The organism is Curtobacterium sp. Curtsp22 (genome assembly GCF_059492135.1).
Genome location: NZ_CP168519.1, coordinates 2,717,052 through 2,739,125, shown reverse-complemented (window position 1 = coordinate 2,739,125; position 22,074 = coordinate 2,717,052). Strand labels below are relative to the sequence as shown.

At 71.1% G+C, this 22,074-nt stretch carries 18 protein-coding genes; 7 read left to right on the top strand and 11 right to left on the bottom strand.

What is annotated here, in order from left to right:
* The first annotated feature begins 31 nt into the window (after positions 1-31).
* The 4 genes from ACEN8D_RS13285 to ACEN8D_RS13270 are packed head-to-tail and all read left to right on the top strand — an operon-like array spanning position 32 to position 3,797.
* Entirely contained in the window at positions 32-862 is an 831-nt protein-coding gene (locus ACEN8D_RS13285; RefSeq protein ID WP_413398314.1) for a phosphoribosyltransferase family protein, read from the top strand.
* Complete coding sequence (locus ACEN8D_RS13280) at positions 859-2,442, top strand: nicotinate phosphoribosyltransferase (protein WP_413398313.1); 1,584 nt, start codon at positions 859-861, stop codon at positions 2,440-2,442. Before ACEN8D_RS13285 ends, ACEN8D_RS13280 begins: the two co-directional genes overlap by 4 nt.
* A complete protein-coding gene (locus ACEN8D_RS13275; RefSeq protein ID WP_083295168.1) occupies positions 2,439-3,140 on the top strand; it encodes an NUDIX domain-containing protein in 702 nt (233 codons plus the stop codon). Before ACEN8D_RS13280 ends, ACEN8D_RS13275 begins: the two co-directional genes overlap by 4 nt.
* A gap of 18 nt (positions 3,141-3,158) precedes the next feature.
* Positions 3,159-3,797, top strand: coding sequence for a pyridoxine/pyridoxamine 5'-phosphate oxidase (locus ACEN8D_RS13270; protein WP_413398312.1), 639 nt, complete (start codon positions 3,159-3,161; stop codon positions 3,795-3,797).
* Positions 3,798-3,966: 169 nt separating this feature from the next.
* On the opposite strand, the gene ACEN8D_RS13265 is transcribed toward ACEN8D_RS13270, so the two are convergent.
* From ACEN8D_RS13265 to ACEN8D_RS13245, 5 genes are all read right to left on the bottom strand, one after another.
* A complete protein-coding gene (locus ACEN8D_RS13265; RefSeq protein WP_413398190.1) occupies positions 3,967-6,324 on the bottom strand; it encodes a GNAT family N-acetyltransferase in 2,358 nt (785 codons plus the stop codon).
* The gene (locus tag ACEN8D_RS13260) at positions 6,321-7,739 is read right to left on the bottom strand and encodes a lysine N(6)-hydroxylase/L-ornithine N(5)-oxygenase family protein (protein ID WP_413398191.1); all 1,419 of its coding nucleotides are present in this window, start codon (positions 7,737-7,739) and stop codon (positions 6,321-6,323) included. The genes ACEN8D_RS13265 and ACEN8D_RS13260 overlap by 4 nt, the downstream gene beginning before the upstream one ends.
* Positions 7,736-9,196 (bottom strand): pyridoxal phosphate-dependent decarboxylase family protein, encoded by a 1,461-nt coding sequence (locus ACEN8D_RS13255; RefSeq protein ID WP_413398192.1) that lies wholly within the window; start codon positions 9,194-9,196, stop codon positions 7,736-7,738. Before ACEN8D_RS13255 ends, ACEN8D_RS13260 begins: the two co-directional genes overlap by 4 nt.
* A 94-nt stretch (positions 9,197-9,290) precedes the next feature.
* On the bottom strand, positions 9,291-11,756 hold the full coding sequence (locus tag ACEN8D_RS13250) for an ATP-dependent helicase (protein ID WP_070417725.1): 2,466 nt from the start codon (positions 11,754-11,756) through the stop codon (positions 9,291-9,293).
* 12 nt (positions 11,757-11,768) lie between these two features.
* Positions 11,769-12,779, bottom strand: coding sequence for a glycerophosphodiester phosphodiesterase family protein (locus ACEN8D_RS13245; protein ID WP_071294783.1), 1,011 nt, complete (start codon positions 12,777-12,779; stop codon positions 11,769-11,771).
* A gap of 59 nt (positions 12,780-12,838) precedes the next feature.
* Between ACEN8D_RS13245 and ACEN8D_RS13240 the strand changes: the two genes are divergently transcribed.
* Positions 12,839-13,351: a hypothetical protein gene (locus ACEN8D_RS13240; RefSeq protein ID WP_413398194.1), complete on the top strand. Its 513-nt coding sequence runs from the start codon at positions 12,839-12,841 to the stop codon at positions 13,349-13,351.
* Positions 13,352-13,560: 209 nt separating this feature from the next.
* Positions 13,561-14,424 (top strand): Bax inhibitor-1/YccA family protein, encoded by an 864-nt coding sequence (locus ACEN8D_RS13235; protein ID WP_070417722.1) that lies wholly within the window; start codon positions 13,561-13,563, stop codon positions 14,422-14,424.
* 277 nt (positions 14,425-14,701) lie between these two features.
* Here the strand turns inward: ACEN8D_RS13235 and guaA are convergent, their stop codons facing one another.
* From guaA to ACEN8D_RS13210, 5 genes are read right to left on the bottom strand one after another with little or no spacing between them, the layout of a single operon-like run.
* Positions 14,702-16,294 carry a glutamine-hydrolyzing GMP synthase gene (gene guaA, locus ACEN8D_RS13230; RefSeq protein WP_413398196.1) on the bottom strand — a complete coding sequence of 531 codons (1,593 nt, stop codon included), beginning with the start codon at positions 16,292-16,294 and terminating at the stop codon, positions 14,702-14,704.
* Positions 16,291-16,737: a DUF3817 domain-containing protein gene (locus ACEN8D_RS13225; RefSeq protein WP_070417720.1), complete on the bottom strand. Its 447-nt coding sequence runs from the start codon at positions 16,735-16,737 to the stop codon at positions 16,291-16,293. The genes guaA and ACEN8D_RS13225 overlap by 4 nt, the downstream gene beginning before the upstream one ends.
* A 10-nt stretch (positions 16,738-16,747) precedes the next feature.
* Positions 16,748-17,527, bottom strand: a complete 780-nt coding sequence (locus ACEN8D_RS13220; protein WP_413398198.1) for an SURF1 family cytochrome oxidase biogenesis protein — start codon at positions 17,525-17,527, stop codon at positions 16,748-16,750.
* 5 nt (positions 17,528-17,532) lie between these two features.
* Positions 17,533-18,975 carry a cation:proton antiporter gene (locus tag ACEN8D_RS13215; RefSeq protein WP_413398200.1) on the bottom strand — a complete coding sequence of 481 codons (1,443 nt, stop codon included), beginning with the start codon at positions 18,973-18,975 and terminating at the stop codon, positions 17,533-17,535.
* Between the two features lie 3 nt (positions 18,976-18,978).
* Positions 18,979-19,509, bottom strand: a complete 531-nt coding sequence (locus ACEN8D_RS13210; RefSeq protein ID WP_022906983.1) for a cation:proton antiporter regulatory subunit — start codon at positions 19,507-19,509, stop codon at positions 18,979-18,981.
* A 99-nt stretch (positions 19,510-19,608) separates the two neighbouring features.
* Between ACEN8D_RS13210 and ACEN8D_RS13205 the strand changes: the two genes are divergently transcribed.
* A complete protein-coding gene (locus tag ACEN8D_RS13205) occupies positions 19,609-20,121 on the top strand; it encodes a hypothetical protein (protein WP_413398202.1) in 513 nt (170 codons plus the stop codon).
* A 54-nt stretch (positions 20,122-20,175) separates the two neighbouring features.
* Here ACEN8D_RS13205 and ACEN8D_RS13200 read toward each other — a convergent pair whose 3' ends face one another.
* Entirely contained in the window at positions 20,176-22,065 is a 1,890-nt protein-coding gene (locus ACEN8D_RS13200; protein WP_071294789.1) for a glycerol-3-phosphate dehydrogenase/oxidase, read from the bottom strand.
* Between the last annotated feature and the right edge of the window lie 9 nt (positions 22,066-22,074).

The following is a 22,074-nucleotide window of genomic DNA, read 5'->3' as shown; positions in this document are numbered from 1 at the left end:
ACACTGACAAATACCGTGGTACGGTCGGGTCATGGCAGTCGAACTCAGCACCCGGACCAGCCGGGGCACCCAGGCGACACCGACGTTCTCCACCATGCGGTTCCCCGCCGGTGAAGCACACGTCAAGGTCGCACACGACGCCGACGCGGGGGACCTCATCGAGATCGCGACCCTGCGCGGCACGAACGGCGACGACCTCCTCATGCTCGGCATGTGGGCGGACGCCGTCCGGCAGCGCGGATCGCGGTCCGTCGCCCTCGTCCCGTACCTGCCCGGCGCCCGGCAGGACCGCGGCCTCCCCTTCGGCGCGAAGGTCTACGCCGACGTCGTCAACGGCTTCGGGATCGACCAGGTCATCGCGTTCGACCCGCACTCGCCGGTGATCGTCGACCTGGTGGAGCGCCTGACCGTGGTCACGAGCGAGACCGTCGTCCGCGACCAGGTCGTCGCCGGCTCGGACTACAGCGGGATCATCGCCCCCGACAAGGGCGCGGTCGCGCGGGCCTCCGCCGTCGCCGACGCCTGCGGGCTGCCGGTGTTCCGCGCCGAGAAGCACCGCAACCCGGACACCGGCAAGCTCGACGGCTTCACGTGCGAGCCGCTGCCGGACACCGGTCGCCTGCTCGTCGTCGACGACATCTGCGACGGCGGCGGCACGTTCATGGGCCTCGCGGCCGCGACGGGTCTGACGAAGGACCGCCTCGGCCTCTGGGTGTCGCACGGCGTCTTCTCCGGCCGGGCCCCGCAGCTCGCCGAGCACTTCGGGGAGATCGTCACGACGGACTCCTACCCCGCGCAGAACGCCATCGAGGGCCTGCGCACGATCGAACTCACCCCCTACCTGACGGAGCAGATCCGATGACGCAGATCGACACCACCACGACCGGCACCACCGGCATCGCGCCCCGCCTCACCGGCCCGAGCCCGATCGCCCCGCTCCTCGCCGTCGACGGCTACAAGCACTCGCACCGGCAGGTCTACCCGGCCGGCACCACCCGGATCCTCATCAACTGGACGAACCGTTCGAACGCGCACATGCCCGAGTCGACGCACGCCGTGGTGTTCGGCCTGCAGGCGTTCATCCAGCGCTCCCTCGTCGAGGCGTGGGCGCCGTTCTTCGCCGCGGACGAGGACGAGGTCGCCGGCCTGTTCGAGCAGGCACTGCAGGGGTACTTCGGCCCGAACCACATCGGCACCGACCACGTCCGGGCACTCCACCGCCTCGGGTACCTCCCGCTCGAGATCCGCGCGCTCCCCGAGGGAACCCTCGCCCCGATCGGCGTCGCGACCCTCACCGTCGAGAACACCGTCGACGAGTTCTTCTGGCTGCCGAACTACATCGAGACGGCCCTGTCGGCCTCGATCTGGCACCCGTCGACCGTCGCGACGAAGGCACTCGAGTACCGCGACCTCATGGAGGACTGGGCCGCCCGCACCGGCGCCGACCCGGCCAGCATCGACTTCGCCGCGCACGACTTCTCCTTCCGGGGGCAGTCGAGCATCGAGTCGGCCGCGGCCGGTGGCGCCGGGCACCTCCTCTCGTTCCTCGGCACCGACTCGATGCCGTCGCTCGACTTCATCGACCGCTACTACCCGGGCGACAACGGCTGGGTGGCCGCGAGCGTCCCGGCCACCGAGCACAGCGTGATGTGCGTGCGCGGCGCCGAGGGCGAGCTGGCGACCTTCGAGCAGATCCTCGACGTGTACCCGACGGGCATCGTGTCGGCCGTGAGCGACGGGTTCGACCTCTTCAAGGTGATCACCGAGACGCTCCCGCAGCTCAAGGACCGCATCACGGGTCGCGACGGCAAGCTCGTCATCCGCCCGGACTCGGGCGACCCGGTGGACATCGTCACCGGCACCGTGCACGGGGTCGACACCGCGGCGCTGACCGACCCGGGTCGCAGCCACGAGGAGAAGGGCGTCGTCGAACTCCTCGACGAGATCTTCGGGCACACTGTGAACGACCAGGGCTTCAAGGTCCTCGACCAGCACATCGGCGTGATCTACGGCGACAGCATCACCCTCGACCGTGCCCGCCGCATCTACGAGCGGCTCGCCGCCAAGGGCTACGCGAGCGACAACATCGTGCTCGGTATCGGCTCGTACACGTACCAGTACATGACCCGCGACAACCTCGGCAGCGCGGTCAAGGCCACCTGGGCGCTGGTGGACGGCGAGCCCGTCGACATCCAGAAGGACCCGAAGACGGGCAGCGGCAAGAAGAGCGCGAAGGGACGGATCGCCCTGCACCGCGACGCGACCGGCGAGATCCGCCAGACCGACCAGGCCACCACCGAGGACGAGGCGACGAGCCTGCTCCAGCCCGTGTGGGTCGACGGTCGGTTCCGGGTCCTGCAGTCGTTCGCGGACGTGCGGGAGACCCTCCGCCGCGAACGCACCGAGCGCGCCGACCGCGCGGCCCGTCGGGCGACGGCGTGACCGACGCCACCTCGGCGGCCCGCGACCAGCCGCTCATCGCGATCGACGTCGTCCCGATGTCGTTCACGACGAGCGATGGGTTGCGGGTCGCCACCGCGCGTCGGCAGTACGCACCGTACGCGGGCCAGGAGGCGCTCCCCGGCGTGCTCCTGGAGGGTGCGGAACTCCTCGCCGACGGTGCACGACGCGCACTGCGCACCAAGACCGGGATCGACGCGGCGGCGGTCCGGCACCTCGCGCAGGTCGGTGCGTTCGACGGACCCGACCGCGACCCGCGGAGCGCCGCGATCAGCGTCGCCTTCCTGGCCGTCGTGGCACCGGCGGTGACGACCCCGACGCCGGCCGCGGCGGCCGCTGTGGTGGCCCCGCCCTCGGCCGCCGGACCCGCGGTCTGGCGCGTGCCCGGGGGAGACGACCCGCGCCTCCCGTTCGACCACGACGCGATCATCCGAGCCGCCCTCGACCACGTCCGTACCCGGATCTGGCGCGACCTGCCGCTCACGCGCGCGTTGCTCGGCGAGGTGTTCACCACCTCCGATGCCTCCGCGCTGCAGACCGCGCTGACGGGCGTGCAGCCGGACCCGGGCAACACGAACCGGGCGCTGCGGACCAACCCGGCGCTCGTCCGGGCCGACGCACCGGCCACGGCCGCGGTCCGTGGCGGCCGTCCCCCGGCAACCTGGACGTGGGCGGGCTGATCGCGGTTGGGTGGGGGCATGCCCTCCGCTCCGCTGTCCGGTGACACCTCGTTCGCGTTCCCGGAGTACACCGACCCGCCAGCATCACCGTTCGACGTCGCGCGCACCTGGATCGACGAGGCACGGGACGGCGACGTGTCCGAGCCGATGTCGATGACGCTCGCCACCGCGGGGTCCGACGGCCGGGTCTCGGCGCGGACCGTGGACGTGAAGCGGCTCGACGACCGCGGGCTCGTGTTCGGGACCTCGACGCTCAGCCCGACGGGCCGGCAGCTCGACGACAACCCGTTCGCCGCGCTCCAGGTGTACTGGCGGGAGACCATGCAGCAGCTGCGGTTCGAGGGCCGGGCCGTGCAGCTCTCCGACCCCGAGTCCGACGCGCTGTTCGCCGACCGGTCGCCGAAGTCCCGCGCCGCGACCGCGATCGCCGACCAGTCCTCGGTGCTCGAACCCCGGACGCTGCAGGACCTCATCGACGACGCGAACGCGCTGCTCGACGAGTCCGAGGACGACGTGCCCCGCCCGGAGGGCTGGGTGGCGTGGCGACTCGAGCCGGACCGCGTCGAGTTCTGGCACGGCAGCCGCGACCGGATGCACCGGCGGTTGCAGTACGTGCTCGCCGACGGTGCGTGGTCGGCGGCGCGGCTGCAGCCGTAGCGCGGCGCGGGCGGCGGGCGGCCGCCGGCCTGCCGGCCGCACAACCAAAGTGCGCTCGAACCACGCAATCCCGTGGCTCGAGCGCACTTTCGTTGTGCGAACGCGAACCGACCCAGCCGCCGCGCGCGGGGCCGCGCCGCGCGCCGCGCCGCGCGGCGCGCCGCCCGCGCTACCGCGCGATCGGGTTCGGCATCGCCCCCGCCCGGATGAGCGACGATGACTGGTCCGCCAGGTCCACCATCGACAGCGTGTTCCGCAGCTGCAGCCGGTTGAGGCACGAGTGCTCGAACGCCGGCACCCGCAGGTCCAACGGCCGCCGGCGCTCCGGGTGGGCCGCGGCGTGCGCGTCGACGCACTCCCCCACCACCTGCCAGAACCGTGACTCCGGCAGGACCCCGTCGTCGTCGAGGATCGCCGCGACGAAGCGCAGCACCCCGTCGAACACGTCGGTGAACACGGCCAGCGCCGCTTCGTCGTCGTCCACCGGGTGCACGATGCGTTGGATGTCGTCGGGCACCGGGCGGTCGGCGTGCCGCCCGAGCACCGCGACCTCCTCGCCGATGTCCTTCATCACGGCGCGCACCACGACCCCGTCACGGACGACGAGCACGAGGTTCTCGCCGTGCGGCATGAACACCAGGTCGTGCACGGTCAGGCAGTGCACCACGGGCAGCAGGTACGCGTCGAGCCAGCGCCGCACCCACTCGTCGGCCGGCAGCCCCGATGCCTCGATCAGCGCCGACACGACGGCGTCGCCCGAGGCGTCCCGGTGCAGCAGCGCGGCCATCGTCAGCAGTCGCTCGCCGTCCGTCACCCGCGGCAGCGGGCTCTCCCGCCACAGCGCCGCGAGCATCTTCCGCTGCGGTGAGGACACGTCGACCCGGTGGTAGGCGTCCCCGGTGTACCCGATCGCCGCGTGCTCCCGGAGCACCGAGAACCCGGCGCCGGCCAGCGTCTCGTCCGCGGACACGAGCGCCGCGACCCAGTCGTTCACGGCCGGGGTGTTCCGCATGTACGCGGGCGACATCCCCCGCAGGAACCCCATGTTCTGCACGGCGAGCGCCGTCTTGACGTAGGAGCGCTCCGGGCGGGAGCGGTCGAACGCCGTCCGGATCGACTGCTGCGGCTGGTACTCGTCCGGCCCCTCGCCGAGGTCGACCAGGTCCTGCCGCCCGAGGTCCGGCGCGAACGTGACGGCGATCCGGTGCTGCCACTGCCACGGGTGCACGGGGATCCAGACGTAGTCGTCGGGGTCGAGTCCCCGGGACACGAGCACGGCCCGGAACCCGGCGGTGGTCTCCGGGTCGAGCTCGGCCGCCCAGTGGTCGCGCTCGGTGCGGTCCGCGGCGAGCGCGAGGTGCGTGCAGGCCCGGCGTGCGGCGAGCCAGCGGTAGCGGAACCGACCGCCGGCCTCGGGAGCGTAGGCGCGGTACTCGTCGAGCCCGAACCCGATCCGCCCGTTCGCCGCCACGAACGCCGGGTGCCCCTCGGTCATCGCCGACTCGACGTCCTGGAACGATGCGACGACGCGGTCGGCCCCCTCCGTGCGTCCCCGTGCGAGCTGCGCTGCTGATGGCCCACCGCGACGGTGCTTCGCGGCGGCGCTGGCGAGGGTGGAGGCGATCTCCTCGAGGTACGTGCCGAGCAGCGCGTCGGGGATCCCGAGCACGTCGCGCAGCTCGAGGACGAGCTCCTGCGCGCTGAGCGGGGCCGCCGCACCGGCACGGGTGCGGGTCAGCGACGTCTCGTCGATCGACCAGTGCTCGAGCACGTGCCGGCGCGCGCGGAACCGGTAGGTCGACTCCCCCGCGTCGAGCCGCCAGGCGTCGCCGTCCGGCTGCGGTTCCACGAGGCGCTCGTGCGTGAACTCGGCGATCGCCTTCGCCACGAGGTGCCGCTGGGCCGGTTCGAGGTGCTCCGGCCGGAGGTGCGCCGCGGGCCCGTCGCCCTCGGGCAGCCCGATCCGGTCGGTGTCGAGCACGGACAACAGGGCGCGCTTGCCGTCGACGTCGACCTCGCGCAGCACGCGGAACCCGACCTCGGCGTTCTTCGCGTGCACGGCGGTGTTCCGGACGTCGGGCTCGACGACGACGCGGCGTGCTCCGAGGACGTCGCGGCAGTGCTCGACGACGGTGCGCATGACGGCGCTCGTCAGTCCGTGCACCCGTCCGTCGGCGGGCGGCGGCGCGACGAGCAGGTGCATGCCGACGTCGCCGGGTTCGGCGGCGAACACGTCGGTGAGCAGGACCCGGGCCGGGTCGTACGTCTCCGCGAGGAACACCGGGACGCCGTCACGACGGCCGAGCCACGCGGCCTGCGCGGGATCCGCCTGCACGTCCGCGAGGTACGTCCGCACCGCGTCGACGTCGAGGTGTCCCATGCCCCACCACGACGACGCGGGGTGCGCGAGCCACGACTGCACGAGGGCGGCGTCACGATCCGGGTCCACGGGTTCGACGGCCAGGAGGCGCGGCTCGGCCCGGCCGACCTCGGTCACGTCCGGCAGGGTGGTCGCGTCGACGGTCATGCGGAGACCTCCGCGCGCTCGGTCGCGTGCCGGGGCGGCGCGCCGTCCGCGGTGCTGCCACGTGCCGTGGAGCGGGCCGAGGCGGGCAGGCCGAACTCCTGGAAGGCGATCCGTGCCTCCAGGCCGTAGACGGGCCGACCCGTGACGGACCGGATGATCGACGCGTTCCGCCACGCCCCCATGCCGAGGTCGGGTGCGGTGAGGCCGTGCGTGTGCTCCTCGGCGTTCTGCACCCAGATGCGGCCGCCGAGTCGGTCGACGTGGTGGTCGCGCGCGACCGCCAGGCGCCCCCGGGAGTCGCGGGCGACGAGGTGCTCGACCGGTGCGAGGAACGCCGCGGACCGCGGTCGGTACCCGGTCGCCAGGACCAGCCGCTCGACCTCGTGCTCGTACGTCTCGCCGAGCTGCTCGTGCCGGAGGGTCAGCCGGTACGTCCCCCGGTCCGCCAGCCACACGGCGTCGACCACGCTCGTCTCGGTGCGGAGCGTCGTCGGGACCGGTCCCGGCGCGCTGAGCCGGTACAGCTGGTCGTAGAGCGCGTCGACGAGGTCCGCGCTGATCCCCTTGTACAGCCCGCGCTGCTCGCGACCGAGGTGGTCGCGGACGTCCTCGGGCAGGGCGTGGAAGTGGTCCGTGTACTCCGGGCTCGTCATCTCGAGCGTGAGCTTGGTGTCCTCCATCGGGAAGAACCGCGGCGAGCGGGTGATCCAGTCGAGGCGGTAGCCGTCCCGCCGGACGTCCTCGAGCAGCTCGCGGTAGACCTCGGCGGCGGACTGGCCGCTGCCGATCACCGCGATCGACCCGGCACGGCGCAGGGCGTCACGGTTCGGCAGGAACTCGGCGGAGTGGATCGCCGGCCCGTCGATGCCCCGCAGGGGTGCGGGGACGGACGGCTCCGTGCCGATGCCGACGACGACGTGGCGTGCGCGGTACGTCTCGGGACCCTGATCGGTCTCGGCGTGCACCGTGAACACGTCGGTCGTCACGTCATGCTCGACGGCCGTGACCCGACGACCCCAGCGGAGGGTGTCGAGCCGGTCGGCGGCCCACCGGCAGTACGCGTCGTACTCGCTGCGGAGGGGGTGGAAGTCCTCGCGGATGTAGAACGGGTAGAGCCGACCGGTCTCCTTGAGCCACGCCAGGAACGAGAACGGCGAGGTCGGGTCCGCCATCGTCACGAGGTCCGCCATGAACGGCACCTGGATCGTGGCGTCGTCGAGCATCATGCCGTGGTGCCAGGCGAAGCCGTCGGCGGCGTCCAGGAACACCGCGTCGAGCTCGTCGAGCGGGTCGGTGAGGCAGGCGAGGCCGAGGTTGAACGGCCCGATGCCGATGCCGATCAGGTCGTGGACGGGACGGTCGGCGGTCTCGTCGGCGGTCCTGTCGGCGGTCCGGAGGTCGTCAGCGGTGGTCATCGCGTTGCTCCTTCCGGGGCGGAGGTGGCCGCGCGGACGCGCGCTGCCGTCGCGGCGACGTGGTCGAGCGAGGCGCGCATCTGCGCCGGGGTCGTCTCCGGGTTCAGCAGCGTCAGCTTGTTGCAGGGGCGCCCGTCGATCACGGTCTTCGCGATGAGCACCCGCCCCTCGGCGAGGAGGGCCGCACGGATCGGGGCCACCAGTGCGTCGGCGTCCGCATCGGTCACGCCGGCGGGCTGCCACCGGAACAGCACGGTGCTGAGCTGCGTCGGCGCGACGAGCACGAGGTCCGGGTGCTCGTCGACGATCGCGTGCGTCGCCGCCGCGAGGTCGATCACCGCGTCGAACGCCCGCCCGACGGCCCCGGCGCCGGACGCTCGGAGGGTCGCCCAGAGCTTCAACGCGTCGAACCGCCTGGTGGTCTGCAGGGACTTGTCGACCTGGTTCGGCTCGGCGGCGTCCTCGGGGTTGAGGTAGTCCGCGTACCAGGCCGTCCGGCGGAGGTCGGCGGGGTCGCGGACGACCAGGGCGCTCGACGACACCGGCTGGAAGAACGACTTGTGCAGGTCGGCGGTCACGCTCCGCGCACGCTCGATCCCGTCGAGCAGGTGCCGACGGGTCGGGGACACGAGCAGGCCGCAGCCGTACGCCGCGTCGACGTGGAGCCAGACGTCCTCGAGGTCGCACACGTCGGCGATCGGCTCGAGCGGGTCGATCACGCCACGGTCGGTGGTGCCCGCCGTGGCGACGACGGCCATCGGGGTGCGGCCGGCCGTGCGGGCGGCCGCGATCGCCTCGGCGAGGGCCGCGGGACGCATCCGGCCGGCCTGATCGGTGGGGACGTCGACGACGGCGTCGTCGGGGAGGCCGAGGAGCCGGGCGGACTTGCGGACGCTGAAGTGGGACTCGGCGGTGGCGAAGACGGTGAGCATCGAGGCCGTCGCGGCTGTCGCGGCCGTTGCTGCCGTCGCTGCTTCTCGCGCCAGCAGCAGCGCCTGCAGGTTCGACTGGGACCCGCCCGAGGTGAACACGCCGTCACCGCCCGCGAACCCGATGCGCCCCGCGAGCCACGCCACCACGTGCCGCTCGATGTCGGTCCCGATCCGCGACTGGTCCCAGGTGTCCACCGAGGTGTTCACGGCGGCGAGCACCGACTCCGCCGCGACCGCGGGCAGCGCGACCGGGCAGTTGAGGTGGGCGAGGTACGCCGGGTCGTGGAACCATACGGCCTCGCGGACGAACAGGTCGTCGAGCTCGGCGAGCGCCCGGTCCGTCCCGAGGGGTTCCGCGTCGAGGTCGACGGCGGCGACGCGGGCCCGGAGTTCGTCCGCGGCGGTGTCGGTCGTCGGTCGGTCGACGTCGGAGATGCGGTCCGCGAGCCGGTCGACCGTCGTGGTGACGGTGGTCCGGTAGCGCTCGGCGTTGGCAGAGGTCAACAATTCGATGAGGGCTGTCACGTTAGGTAAGGCTAACCTCACCTCGCCGCGATTGTCACGCGCAGCAGCACGCTCCCGACATGGCCGGGCGCGTCGGCGTCAGGGGCTCAGCGCCTCAGAGCTTCTCGATCGGCGCGATCTTGATGAGGAGCTTCTTGCGGCCCGCGGAGTCGAACGCGATCTCGGCGATGCGCTTGGCGCCGATGCCGGTCACGGCCGAGACCGTCCCCTCGCCGAAGTCGACGTGCTTGATGCGGTCGCCGGCCACGAGCTCCATGTCGCCGTTGTCGCGGACCTGCCCGGACACGCGGTTCGCCCACTCGGTCTTCGGACGGGTCTTCTGCGCTGCGGCCGCCCGGTCGTACGAGCCACCGCCCCAGCCGCCACCGCCGCGGTACCCGCCGCCGGCGCCGCCGCCCGAGCCACCGATCCCGCCGCCCCGTCGGGCGTTGAGGGCTCGGGGTTCGGTCCCGCCGCGGCTGTTCGCCATGCCGGGAGACTGCTTCCACTCGATGAGCCCCTCGGGGATCTCCTGCAGGAAGCGGGACGGCATCGCCACGTTGACGTCACCGAACTGCGCGCGGGTCATCGCGAGCGACAGGAAGAGAGACTTCTTGGCGCGGGTGATCCCCACGTAGAAGAGCCGGCGTTCCTCGGACGGGCCACCCGGCTCGTTCGCCGACATCCGGTGCGGCAGCAGGTCTTCCTCGACGCCGGTGAGGAACACCGCGTCGTACTCGAGCCCCTTCGCCGTGTGCAGGGTCATGAGCGACACGGTTCCCGACGAGTCGTCGAGCTCGTCCGCCGCGGCGACGAGGGAGACCTCGGTCAGGAAGTCGGACAGCGTGCCCTCGGGGTTGTTCTTCTGGAACTCCCGCGTCACCGCGACGAGCTCGTCGATGTTGTCCGCACGGGCGGCGTCCTGCGCGTCGGGCGACTTCCGGAGGTTCTCGAGCAGCCCCGAGCCGTCGAGCAGCTGTGTGAGGGTGTCCACGACCGGCTGGGTACCGGCGCGGGACGAGACGTCGTCGAGCAGGGCGGCGAACGCCGTGATCGCGTTGCGCACCTTCGGCCCGAACCCGAGTTCGTCGGCGTGCCGGAGGGCGTCCCGCATCGTCGTCTCGTGCTCGTCGGCGTAGCGCTGCAGGGTGGTCTCGGTGACCGCGCCGATGCCGCGCTTCGGGACGTTGAGGACCCGTCGGAGCGCCATCGGGTCGGCCGGGTTGGCGACGGTGATCAGGTACGCCATGGCGTCCTTGATCTCGGCGCGCTCGTAGAACTTCGTGCCGCCGAGGACCCGGTACGGGATCGCCGCCCGGATGAAGATCTCCTCCAGCGCACGGGTCTGCGAGTTCGTCCGGTAGAAGACGGCCATGTCGCGGTAGGACATGCCGTCCTCGTGCAGACGCTGGATCTCGTCGGCGACGAACTGGGCCTCGTCGTGCCCGGTGTAGCCCGTGAACCCGACGATCTTGTCGCCGGCACCGACGTCCGTGAAGAGGTTCTTCGCCTGCCGGTCGAAGTTGTTCGCGATGACTGCGTTCGCGGCGTCGAGGATGTTCTGCGTCGACCGGTAGTTCTGCTCGAGCAGGACGACCTTCGAGTTCGGGAAGTCCCGCTCGAACTCGACGATGTTGCGGATGTCCGCCCCGCGGAAGGCGTAGATGGACTGGTCGGAGTCGCCGACGACGGTCAGCGACGCCGGGGCGATCGAACCGTCGGCCTCGCGCATGCGGGCCACGTGCTGCCCGGCGTCCTCGAGCTTGTCCACCTGCTCGACCGGGACCGGCCGCGTGAGCTCGCGGATGAGGGCGTACTGCGCGTGGTTGGTGTCCTGGTACTCGTCGACGAGGATGAACCGGAACCGGCGCTGGTAGAGCGCGGCGACCTCGGGGAAGGCGCGGAAGAGGAACACCGTCTGGCCGATGAGGTCGTCGAAGTCGAACGCGTTCGCCCGGCGCAGCTCGTTCGTGTACCGCCGGAAGACCTCGGTGAACATGACTTCTTGCGGGTCGTTCGCGTTGATGTTCCGGGCGTAGGAGTCGATGTCCTGCAGCTCGTTCTTGAGCTTCGAGATCTTCGAGGCCGCAGCGCCCACGGTCAGCCCGAGCGAGTCCGCCTCGAGCTCCTTGATGATCCGCTTGAGCAGGGCCTTCGAGTCGGCGGAGTCGTAGATCGTGAACGACTGCGCGAACCCGAAGCGCTCGGCCTCGCGCCGGAGGATCCGCACGCACGCCGAGTGGAAGGTGGAGATCCACATCCCCTCGGACGCCTGCCCGACCAGCGCCCGCACGCGCTCGCGCATCTCGGCCGCGGCCTTGTTCGTGAAGGTGATCGCCAGGATCTGCGACGGCCAGGCTTCTCGGTTGGCGAGCAGCAGCGCGATGCGGCGGGTCAGCACGCTCGTCTTGCCGGAGCCCGCACCCGCCACGATGAGCAGGGACTCGCCGCGGTACTCGACGGCTTCCTTCTGCTGGGGGTTCAGACCCGCGGTGAAGGGGTCGTCGTAGGCGCGGTCACCGGCGCCGGAACCGTCAGCACGGCCGGGCGTCGAGTCGAAGGGGTCGAGCACGATCGTCATGTCCGGGACAGTCTAGGCCGGGCCTCCGACAGCCGAGCGGGCGAGCACGGCCAGGTCGGTGTGGTCGGCGAAGACCCCGTCGACGCCGGTGCGGACGACCGAGGTGAACCACCGCTCCCAGTCGCCGAACGCCGCGACCTCGCCGCCGCGACGCAACGGCGCCGGCAGGAACCGGTTCTCCGGCCGCAGCGTCCACGTGTACACGGCGAGCCCGGCCTCGTGCGCGCGGTCGACGACGGCGCTCCGCACGGGTGCCGGATCCTCGAGCGCGACGCTGTCCACCCCGGCCATCAGCGTCCCCAGGTCGACGCTGATGCCGTGGAACTCCGTCGCGAACGCCGTGAGCGCGTCGTCGGACCGCTCAGCCGCGTACGTGGGAGCCAACGACCCGTGGGACGCGACCTCGTCCGCCGCGCTGCCCCGCGCCTCCTGGAGGTAGACGAGCCGCCCGCCGGTCCCGCGCTCACGGAGGTCCCGCAGCACCCCCTTCTCGAAGCTCTCGACGGTGAGGCGCTCATCCCCGCGCCACCCGGTCTCGGCGAGGACCCCGTCGAGGAGCTGCCCCATCGGGAAGCCCGCTCGGTCGAAGAAGTCGGCGTGCTTGACCTCCGCGACGAGTCCGACCGGCCGGGGAGCCGCGTCGAGGATCGCGAGCAGGTCCTCGAGGCGGAGGACCGGCTCCTCGCCGTCGTGCTCCGCCGACCCCGGTCGCAGGGCGGGGAGGCGCTCGCGGGTCCGCAGCGTCCGCAGCTCGGCCCACGTGAAGTCCTCGGTGAACCAGCCCGTCGTCTTCTGCCCGTCGACCGTCTTCGTCGTGCGCAGGTGCCGGAACTCGGGGTGGTCGGCGACGTCGGTCGTGCCGGACACCTCGTTCTCGTGCCGCAGCACCAGCACGCCGTCCTTCGTGGGCACGAGGTCCGGCTCGATCGCGTCGGCACCGAGTTCGATCGCGAGCTCGTAGGCGCTCCGCGAGTGCTCGGGACGGTAGCCGGACGCGCCGCGGTGGGCGATCACCAGGGTCATGCCTGCGACACTACGGGCACATCCGGCGCGCGGCGTCCCCGGGCCGGTAGGTTCACGGCATGGGGCTCGACCGGGGGTGGAAGCGGAGCAGCGTCGCCGCGGCGACGCTGCTGGTCGGCGTCGCGGCGTGGGTCGTGCCGGCCTCCGGATCGGCGCCCCTGCACCTCGCCGAGGGCGGGGGCGAGGTCTGCATGGAGGGTCGCACGGACGCCACCGTCGGCATCGCGATGCTCGACCACCCGACGGGCGACCCGATCGTCGTCAGCGCGGTGTCCGCACCGGGGGACGGCGTGCGCATCGTCGACGCGTTCGTGGTCCGGTACCCGCACGGTGCGTCGGACCCGGTCCGGTACGGGACGGACGAGTGGCCGGTCCCCGCGCACTGGGGCGAGCCGGAACCGGCGCTCGGCGCGTCGGTCGCCGCGGGCGATGCCGCCGACCTCGTCGTGCACGTCCGCCGCGATGCGCGCGACGGCGGCACGGTGGGACCGGTCCGGGTCGCGTACACGCAGGGCGCGCGGCTGTGGTCGGAGACCACCGGTACCGAGGTCGCGCTGCGCGCGCACTGCTGATCCAGGAGGCGCGGTGCCGGTCCGTTCCGACCCTCGCCGTGAGCGGTCGGCGGGCTCCGGGCCGGTTCGGGGCGCGCACGCAGCGCACGACCGTAGGCTGCGCTCGTCGGGTCCCCACGGGGCCGCTTCCGCTCGCCGCGAATCCTCAGCCTTCCGCGACCGAGCCCACCTAGGCTGAGAGGACTCGAATCTCCAAGGAAGAGGACACCATGGCCTTCAAGCCCGGTTTCGACCAGTCCCCCGCCTTCAACAACCAGGGGCCCAACACCTGGGGTGGGCGCGGCGCTGGTCAGCAGCAGGCCGGCTGGGGACAGACCCCGCAGCAGGCACAGGGCGGGATGACCCCCGAGCAGCTGCAGTACATGTACGACCGCCCGGCGGCCAGCACGGTCGACACGGACCGCATGTCGTACGAGGACACCATCGTCAAGACGCTGCTCGCGTTCGGCGTGCTCGTCGTGGGTGCCGTGGCCGGCTGGAACGCACCGATGATCGTCTGGATCATCGGCGCCGTCGCCGGGTTCGTGCTGGCGCTCGTCAACATGTTCAAGAAGAAGCCGTCGCCCGGGCTCGTCCTGGCGTACTCCTTCGCCCAGGGCCTGTTCGTCGGTGGCATCTCGCACTACTACCAGAACGCGTTCGGCGGCATCGTCGTGCAGGCCGTGTTCGGCACGCTCGGTGTCTTCGCCGTGACGCTCGCGCTGTTCGCCTCCGGCAAGGTCCGCGCGACGCCGAAGGCCACGCGCTTCTTCCTCGTCGCGATGGTCGGGTACCTGGTGTTCTCGCTCATCAACCTGGTCCTCATGTGGACCGGCGTGACGCAGACCGCGTTCGGTGCCCTCGGGTTCGAGATCTTCGGCATCCCGCTCGGCGTGATCATCGGCATCCTCGTCGTGGTCATGGCGGCGTACTCGCTGATCCTCGACTTCGACCAGATCCAGACCGGCGTCCGTCGTGGCGCTCCCCGGATCTACGCGTGGACGGCGGCGTTCGGGCTCATCGTCACGATCGTGTGGCTGTACCTCGAGATCCTGCGCATCCTCGCCATCGTGGCGAGCAGCCAGCGCAACTAGTACTCGGCACGACCCGAAGGGCCCCGGCGAACACGCCGGGGCCCTTCGTCGTTCCCGGGTCGGGGGCGGCCGACGACCCTCCCACGCCGAGATCGCATGACATGCCGCACGTGCATCGCCGAGGTCGCACGACGTGCCGCACGACTTCGCCGCGAGCGGCAGATCGTGCGACTTCGCCGCACGCACGACCTCGCCGCACGCACGACCTCGCGACTGGCCTCCGGACGCAGGACGGCCCGGCACGCAGGACGCGTGCCGGGCCGTCAGCGCGGGAGGACTACTCCCACTCGATCGTCCCCGGCGGCTTCGACGTGACGTCGAGCACGACACGGTTCACGTCGGGCACCTCGTTCGTGATGCGGTTCGAGATCTTCGCGAGGGTGTCGTACGGCAGGCGCGTCCAGTCGGCGGTCATGGCGTCTTCCGACGAGACCGGACGGAGCACGATGGGGTGGCCGTACGTGCGACCGTCGCCCTGGACGCCCACGGAACGGACATCGGCGAGCAGGACGACCGGGCACTGCCAGATCTCCTCGTCGAGGCCGGCCGCGGTGAGCTCTTCGCGGGCGATCTTGTCGGCCGCGCGGAGCAGCTCGAGGCGGTCCTTCGTGACCTCTCCGACGATGCGGATGCCGAGCCCCGGGCCGGGGAACGGCTGGCGACCGACGATGACCTCGGGCAGACCGAGCTCGCGACCGACCGCGCGGACCTCGTCCTTGAACAGGGTGCGGAGCGGCTCGACGAGCTCGAACGTCATGTCGTCGGGGAGACCGCCGACGTTGTGGTGCGACTTGATGTTCGCCGTACCCGAGCCACCGCCGGACTCGACGACGTCCGGGTAGAGCGTGCCCTGCACGAGGAACTCGACCTCGCCGGCGTCCGAGCCCTCGGCCGACTCGGCGCGGGCCTCGAGCACGAGCGCCTCGGCCGCGGACTCGAACGTGCGGATGAACTCGCGCCCGATGATCTTGCGCTTCTGCTCCGGGTCGCTCACGCCGGCGAGGGCATCGAGGAACTGCTGCTCGGCGTCGATCGTGATGAGCCGCACACCGGTGGAGGCGACGTAGTCCTCTTCCACCTGCTTGCGCTCGTCGGCGCGGAGGAGCCCGTGGTCGACGAAGACGCACGTGAGCTGGTCGCCGACGGCCTTGTGCACCAGGGCCGCGGCGACGGCGGAGTCGACGCCACCGGAGAGTCCGGCGATGACCCGGGCCGAACCTACCTGTGCGCGGATGCGTTCGACCTGCTCCTCGATCACGTTCGCGGAGTTCCAGTCACCGGGGAGCCCTGCAGCACGGTGCAGGAAGTTCTCGAGCACGGCCTGGCCGTACACCGAGTGCTTGACCTCGGGGTGCCACTGCACGCCGTAGAGCTTGCGCTCGTCGGAGGCGAACGCGGCGACGGGGGTCGAGGCGCTGGACGCGAGGACCTCGAAGCCCTCGGGTGCCTTCGCCACGGAGTCGCCGTGGGACATCCAGGTCACCTGCGAGTCCGGCTGGTCGCCGAGGAGCGTGCTCGTGCCGGGCGAGAGCGTGACGTCGGTCGCGCCGTACTCGCGCAGCCCGGTGTTCGCCACCTCGCCACCGAGTGCGGTCGCCATGGCCTGGAAGCCGTAGCAGATGCCGAGCACGGGGACGCCGAGGTCGAGGATGTCGCCGTCGAGCGCGGGCGCACCGGTCTCGTACACGGACGACGGGCCGCCGGACAGCACGATGGCCGCGGGGTCCTTCGCACGGACCTCGTCCGCCGTGATCGAGTGCGGGACGATCTCGCTGTAGACGTTCGCTTCACGGACCCGACGCGCGATGAGCTGCGCGTACTGGGCACCGAAGTCGACGACGAGGACGGGACGCTGTTCGGTCTCGCTCACCGAGCGGCCTCCTTCTCACGCTGCTGGGCAGCGGTCAGCTCGTGGTAGGTGTCCATGGCGATCTTCTGCATGCGGTGCTCGACCACGAACGACATGAACGGGATGATGCCCCCGAGGGCGATGAGCAGGAAGCGGATCGGCTTCCAGCGCATGATGCTCCACAGACGGAAGTCGGTGAAGAGGTAGAGCACGTACAGCCAGCCGTGGGCGATGAGGATGCCGATCGACAGGTTGAAGGTGCCGGGCTCCTTGCCCGCCGTGCCCTCCGGCACGAAGAACGCACCGCCGCCGAGCTGCATCTCGAGGTGCAGCGGCGTGTACTTGATGACCATCTCGACCACCAGGGCGAGCAGCAGCACGCCGGTGATGTACGCCGAGACGCGGTACCACTTCACCGCGCCCGGGATCTTCGGGATGTCGCGGGTACGGACGGTCAGAGCCATATCGGCCATCCTACCGTCGGTCGACGAGGGCACCGTCGACGCTGAGTGCGGCCTCACGCCGCTCTTCTTCCTCACGCTCCCAGGCGTCCTTCACGAACCGGTACCAGAGGAAGACGGCGAACCCGGCGAACACGACCCACTCGATCGCGTAGAACAGGTTGAGCCAGTCGAACTGGACCTCGCGCGAGGGCGCACGGTCGGCGATGGTGCCGAGGTCGGCCGCCTTCGCCGTGGTGCCGTCGGCGACGACGTACCCGAGGTACATCCGGTCGTCGAACGCCTTCCACGTGTTCACGAACCGGGCCGGCGCGACCGCCGAGTACTCGCCCTTGTCGTAGGTGTCCTGGTCGGGCGACTCGGCCGGGTAGTAGCGCCCTTCGACCGTGAGCCGCGTGCCGTCCGCCAGACGGTCACCACCGGCGACGGCGGCGGACCGCTGGTCGGACCACCCGATCACCACCGGGAGGCTCGCGCCGCTCGTGTCGTCCACCAGGTGTCCGACGGTCTGGTACGACCCGCCACCGGTCCGGCCGGTCAGGACGGTGGTGTCACCGGCGACGAACGTCCCCGTGACCGTCACCTTCTGCCCGGCCATCTTCTCGGTCGCGGGCTGCATCGGCCCGGTCACGGCGTCGAGGCTCTTCCGGTTCTCGGTCGTCGCGGGGAGGGGGGTGCCGTTGGCGATGCTCCGCTCGAGCTGCCACTTGCCCAGCCCGGCGAACACCGCCGCGAGCACGAGCGCCAGCAACAGCAGCGCGATCCACCTCGGTCGTCGGGCTACGGCCCACATCTGTATCAGTACTCCGGATCGCGCTGGCGGACCGGGCGCTCGGGGCGCTCGGCGGGGGTCTCGACCGACGACGTCCGGGGCTCGGACACCGTCTCCGGAGACTCATTCTCCCGCTCTTGGCTGCCAGCGGCCTCCACCAGGGCGAACTCCTCGGCGAACTGGCGGTCCCGCTCTGCCCGACGAGCGGCAGCGGCGGCGTCCGACTCGGCCTCTGCCGCCTCGGCCGCGGCAGCCGCTGCGACCGCTCGACGGCCACCGAGACGCGTCCGCAGGCGTGCCAGACGAGCTGGGCGGATCACGAGCCGACCGATGCGGTCCGAGTTGACCGCGAGCAACGGCCCGAGGATCGCCATGACGAGGACGTACAGACCCGCGAAGGCGGTGATGCGGGCTTCGAGCCCGGCAGCGGCCGAGAGCGTCGCGAGGATCAGCGCGAACTCGCCGCGGTTCACCAGGATGACGGCGGTGTTGATCCCCTGCTGGATATTGAAGCCGTTCATGCGCGCGACGAGCTGTCCCGCGATGGCGTTCAGCGCGACGGTCATGCCGATCGCACCGAGCACCGGCCAGAGCACCTCGCCGAAGGTCGACAGGTCGAGCCCGAGCCCGAAGTTCACGAAGAAGAACGCCGCGAACACGTCGCGCATCGGCAGGGCGAGCTGTTCGATGCGGTCGCGGTAGCGCGTGGCGCCGCAGAGCAGGCCGATCACGAACGCACCGATCGCGTCCGTGACGCCGAGCAGGTCGCCGATGCCGCCGAACATGACCGCGAGGCCGAAGAACAGCACGGTGAACAGCTCGTCGTCACGGGTCGCGAAGATCCGGGACACCCACTTGCCGGCGAACCGGGCCAGCGTGAACATCACGATGAGGAACCCGAACGCGAGCGCGAGCTTGCCGACGACACCCCACACGTTCGTGTCGCCGGAGAGGACCACCGAGACGATCGCGAGGTAGATCGCGATGAAGACGTCCTCGATCACGGTGACGCCGAGGATCATCGGGGTCTCGTCGTTCGCCAGGCGACGGAGCTCGATGAGGAGCTTCGTCACGATCGCGCTCGACGAGGTCGCCGTCATGCCGGCGATGATGAGGGCTTCGCGCGTGCCCCACCCGAGCGAGAACCCGAAGGCGAACCCGACGCCCATGTTGATGGCGACGTACGTGCCACCGGACACCAGGAGCTTGCCGGCGTTGCCGTAGAACTCTTCCTGGTCGAACTCCAACCCGAGGTTGAACAGCAGCAGGATGAGCCCGAACGTCGCGATCAGCTCGATCGTGTGCGACTCGACGTTCAGCCCGATCCACGGGGTGTGGGGACTCGCGATGAGCCCCACGACCATGTAGATCGGGATCGCGGGCAACCCGATCGTCTTGCCGAGTCGTCCGAGGACGTAGGCGATGACGAAGAGGATGCCGATGGTGAGGAGCTCACCACCCAGGTGCACGGGCTAGCTCCTCGGCGGGGCCTCGGCCGCAGCGGCCGCAAGCTCTCCGCTGCGGTAGAACGAGAACGCCTTCGCGACCTTCTCGGGTGCACCGGCGACGACGATGGTGTCGCCCGGGAACACGACGAAGTCGGACGACGGGGCCGGGTTGGCGCTGTCACCACGGACGACCGCCACGACGGTCAGGCCGATGAAGCCCGAGTCGTGCAGGTCGCCGAGGGGCTTGCCGGCGATGGCGTCGTCGTAGTCGACCGAGAACCAGTCGATGCTGAGGCCCGGGATCTCGTCGAGCTTGTCGAGGCCCTCGGTGATGCGCGTGCCGCCGAGGAGTTCGGCGAGCGTGTGCGCCTCGTCCTCACTGAGGCGCAGCGACACCTTCTCCGACTTGTCGGCGCCGTCCGAGACGTCGGCGAAGGAGATGAGGTCGGAGTGACCCGACCGGTGCGTGATGACACCGCACTTGCCACCGTCGTCGGTGTAGAAGCTGTGCAGCACGCCGACTCCGGGGAGTTTGACGCGATGGACGTCGACCATGATGGCTCCCTTTTCGAGTACCCCGATGATAACCACCGCGATGGTCCGTCCATTCCGTTCCGCTACAGTCCGGTGGACGGGGACGACAGGGGGAACGCTGTGGACGAGCAGGACAGGACCAACCGGCTGGTGGCCGGCACCGGGATCGCGGTGGTGGCACTCTACGCCGCACTGCTCGCCGTCCAGGGACTCGTGCTCGATCCACTCGCAGCGGTGCCGGGTGCGTCGCTCGGCAGCATCCACGCGGAACTCGAGCGCCAAGGCTTCGCGGTCGGCACCGACATCGCCGTCGTCGTCGGGATCGCCGTCGTCGGCGTCGCCCTGGCGATCGGCCTCGGCAGCTCCCTCGTCGTCACCCGCGCGCGACCGTACGTCACCGCCGCGGTCCTGCTCGGGGTGGTCGCGCTCGGCGGTCCGATGACCTGGTGGAGTGGCTTCTGGCTCGGCATGGACGTCGCCGACGCGTACGGCGTCGGCGGTGGAGCGCACACCGCCTGGGCCGGTGTCCTCCTCGTCACCAGCGCGAGCGCGCTGGCCGCGATCCCGTTCGTCCTCGTGATCGGCCAGGCGATCAGTGCTCGCCGGAGCACGCACCGGTCGCGCGCTGCCTGACGGAGCCGACCCGCGCCTCCAGGCAGTCGAGAGCCAGGAGGCACGGGGCGCGTCCTACTCGGGCTCGCTCGTCTTCTCGCCGACCACCTGCTCGTCGGACGCCTTGGCGCCCTCGGCGCCGCTCGACCGGCCACCGCCGACCACCACGTCGTCCTCGTCGAAGCCGAACGCGATGTCCGGCGCCTCGAGCCGCACGCGGTCCGCCGAGGCGTCGTCGGGCTGCAGCTGCGACTCGCGTTCCGCGGCGACGCGCTTCAGGTAGTTCGACACCTCGTTCTCGGTGGTCTCCTGGTCCCAGCCGAGCACGTCCGCCATGAGCTTCGCGGCGACTGGGGCCGCCGACTCACCGCGGTCCCACGCCTCGATCGAGATGCGGGTCCGGCGGGCGAGGACGTCCTCGAGGTGCAGGGCGCCCTCGTGCGAGGCCGCGTAGACGACCTCGGCGCCGATGTAGTCGTCGGCACCGGGGAGCGGCTCGGCGAGGGACGGGTCCTGCTTCACGAGTCGCAGCACCTCGGTCGCGAGCGTGCCGTAGCGGTTCAGCAGGTGCTCGATGCGGACCTTGTGCACGCCGAAGCTCCGCGCGGTGCGGCCGCGTCGGTTCCAGGCGGCCGGGTAGCCCTCGGCACCGAGCAGTGGGATGTCCTCGGTCGTCGAGCCCGGGATCTTCCCGTCCATCGCCGCGACGGCCTCGTCGATGGCGTCCTTGCCCATCACGCGGTACGTGGTCCACTTGCCGCCGGCGACGACCACGAGCCCGGGGACCGTGTGCGCGACGACGTGCTCGCGGCTGAGCTTCGACGTCTGGTCGGACTCCCCCGCGAGCAGCGGCCGGAGTCCGGCGTACACGCCCTCGACGTCCTCACGCGTGAGCGGGACCGCGAGGACCTTGTTGACGTGCTCGAGGATGTAGTCGATGTCCGCCGCGGTCGCCGCCGGGTGCGCCTTGTCGAGGTACCAGTCGGTGTCCGTCGTACCGACCAGCCAGTGCCGGCCCCACGGGATCACGAAGAGCACGCTCTTCTCGGTGCGGAGGATCATGCCCGTGTTCGACTGGAAGCGGTCGCGCGGGATGACCAGGTGCACGCCCTTCGACGCCCGCACCTTGAACTGCCCGCGGGTGCCGACCATCGCCTGGGTGTCGTCGGTCCAGACACCCGTCGCGTTGACGACCTGCTTCGCCCGGATGTCGAACTTCTCGCCCGTCTGGATGTCGTGCGCGTGCGCGCCCACGACCCGCTCCCCGACCTTGATGAAGCCCTCGATGCGGACGCGGCTCGCGGCGGAGGCGCCGTACGACGCCGCCGTGCGCACGAGCGACGCGACGTACCGGGCGTCGTCGACCTGGGCGTCGTAGTACGTCATGCCGCCGACGAAGGCGTCCTTCTTGAGACCGGGCATGTTCTTGAGGACCTGGCTCCGGCTGAGGTGCCGGTGGTGCGGGACCCCCGGTGGCCGACCACCGGACCAGCTGAAGACGTCGTACATCGCCATGCCGATGCCGATGTAGAAGCGCTCCCACACGCGGTGGTTGAGCGGGTAGAGGAAGCGGACGGGCTTCACGAGGTGCGGAGCGATGCGCTGCAGCAGGAGGCCGCGTTCGATCAGTGCCTCGCGGACGAGCGCGAAGTTCAGCTGCTCGAGGTAGCGGATGCCGCCGTGGACGAGCTTCGACGAGCGGCTCGAGGTCCCCGAGCCCCAGTCGCGGGCTTCGACGATGCCGACGCTCAGGCCACGGGTGACGGCGTCGAGTGCGCTGCCGCCACCGACGATGCCACCGCCGACGACCAGGACGTCGAGCTCCTTGGTCTTCAGGGTCTCGATGGCGGCCGCGCGTTCGTCGGGACCGAGCTTCGCCGACGGGTCGAACCCCACCCCCGGGGCGGCGGTCTCGGGCCGGGCGGGCCGGGTCGCGCTGGACGTGCTCGTGCTGGTCTTCGCCATCGTCGCCTC

Coding starts and splice junctions, on each gene's coding strand:
- ACEN8D_RS13245 (WP_071294783.1), bottom strand. CDS start 12,779: ATGACCCTGGTGATCGCCCACCGCGGCGCGTCCGGCTACCGTCCCGAG.
- ACEN8D_RS13240 (WP_413398194.1), top strand. CDS start 12,839: ATGGGGCTCGACCGGGGGTGGAAGCGGAGCAGCGTCGCCGCGGCGACG.
- ACEN8D_RS13250 (WP_070417725.1), bottom strand. CDS start 11,756: ATGACGATCGTGCTCGACCCCTTCGACTCGACGCCCGGCCGTGCTGAC.
- ACEN8D_RS13260 (WP_413398191.1), bottom strand. CDS start 7,739: ATGACCACCGCTGACGACCTCCGGACCGCCGACAGGACCGCCGACGAG.
- ACEN8D_RS13265 (WP_413398190.1), bottom strand. CDS start 6,324: ATGACCGTCGACGCGACCACCCTGCCGGACGTGACCGAGGTCGGCCGG.
- ACEN8D_RS13285 (WP_413398314.1), top strand. CDS start 32: ATGGCAGTCGAACTCAGCACCCGGACCAGCCGGGGCACCCAGGCGACA.
- ACEN8D_RS13280 (WP_413398313.1), top strand. CDS start 859: ATGACGCAGATCGACACCACCACGACCGGCACCACCGGCATCGCGCCC.
- ACEN8D_RS13200 (WP_071294789.1), bottom strand. CDS start 22,065: ATGGCGAAGACCAGCACGAGCACGTCCAGCGCGACCCGGCCCGCCCGG.
- ACEN8D_RS13210 (WP_022906983.1), bottom strand. CDS start 19,509: ATGGTCGACGTCCATCGCGTCAAACTCCCCGGAGTCGGCGTGCTGCAC.
- ACEN8D_RS13235 (WP_070417722.1), top strand. CDS start 13,561: ATGGCCTTCAAGCCCGGTTTCGACCAGTCCCCCGCCTTCAACAACCAG.
- ACEN8D_RS13270 (WP_413398312.1), top strand. CDS start 3,159: ATGCCCTCCGCTCCGCTGTCCGGTGACACCTCGTTCGCGTTCCCGGAG.
- ACEN8D_RS13220 (WP_413398198.1), bottom strand. CDS start 17,527: ATGTGGGCCGTAGCCCGACGACCGAGGTGGATCGCGCTGCTGTTGCTG.
- ACEN8D_RS13225 (WP_070417720.1), bottom strand. CDS start 16,737: ATGGCTCTGACCGTCCGTACCCGCGACATCCCGAAGATCCCGGGCGCG.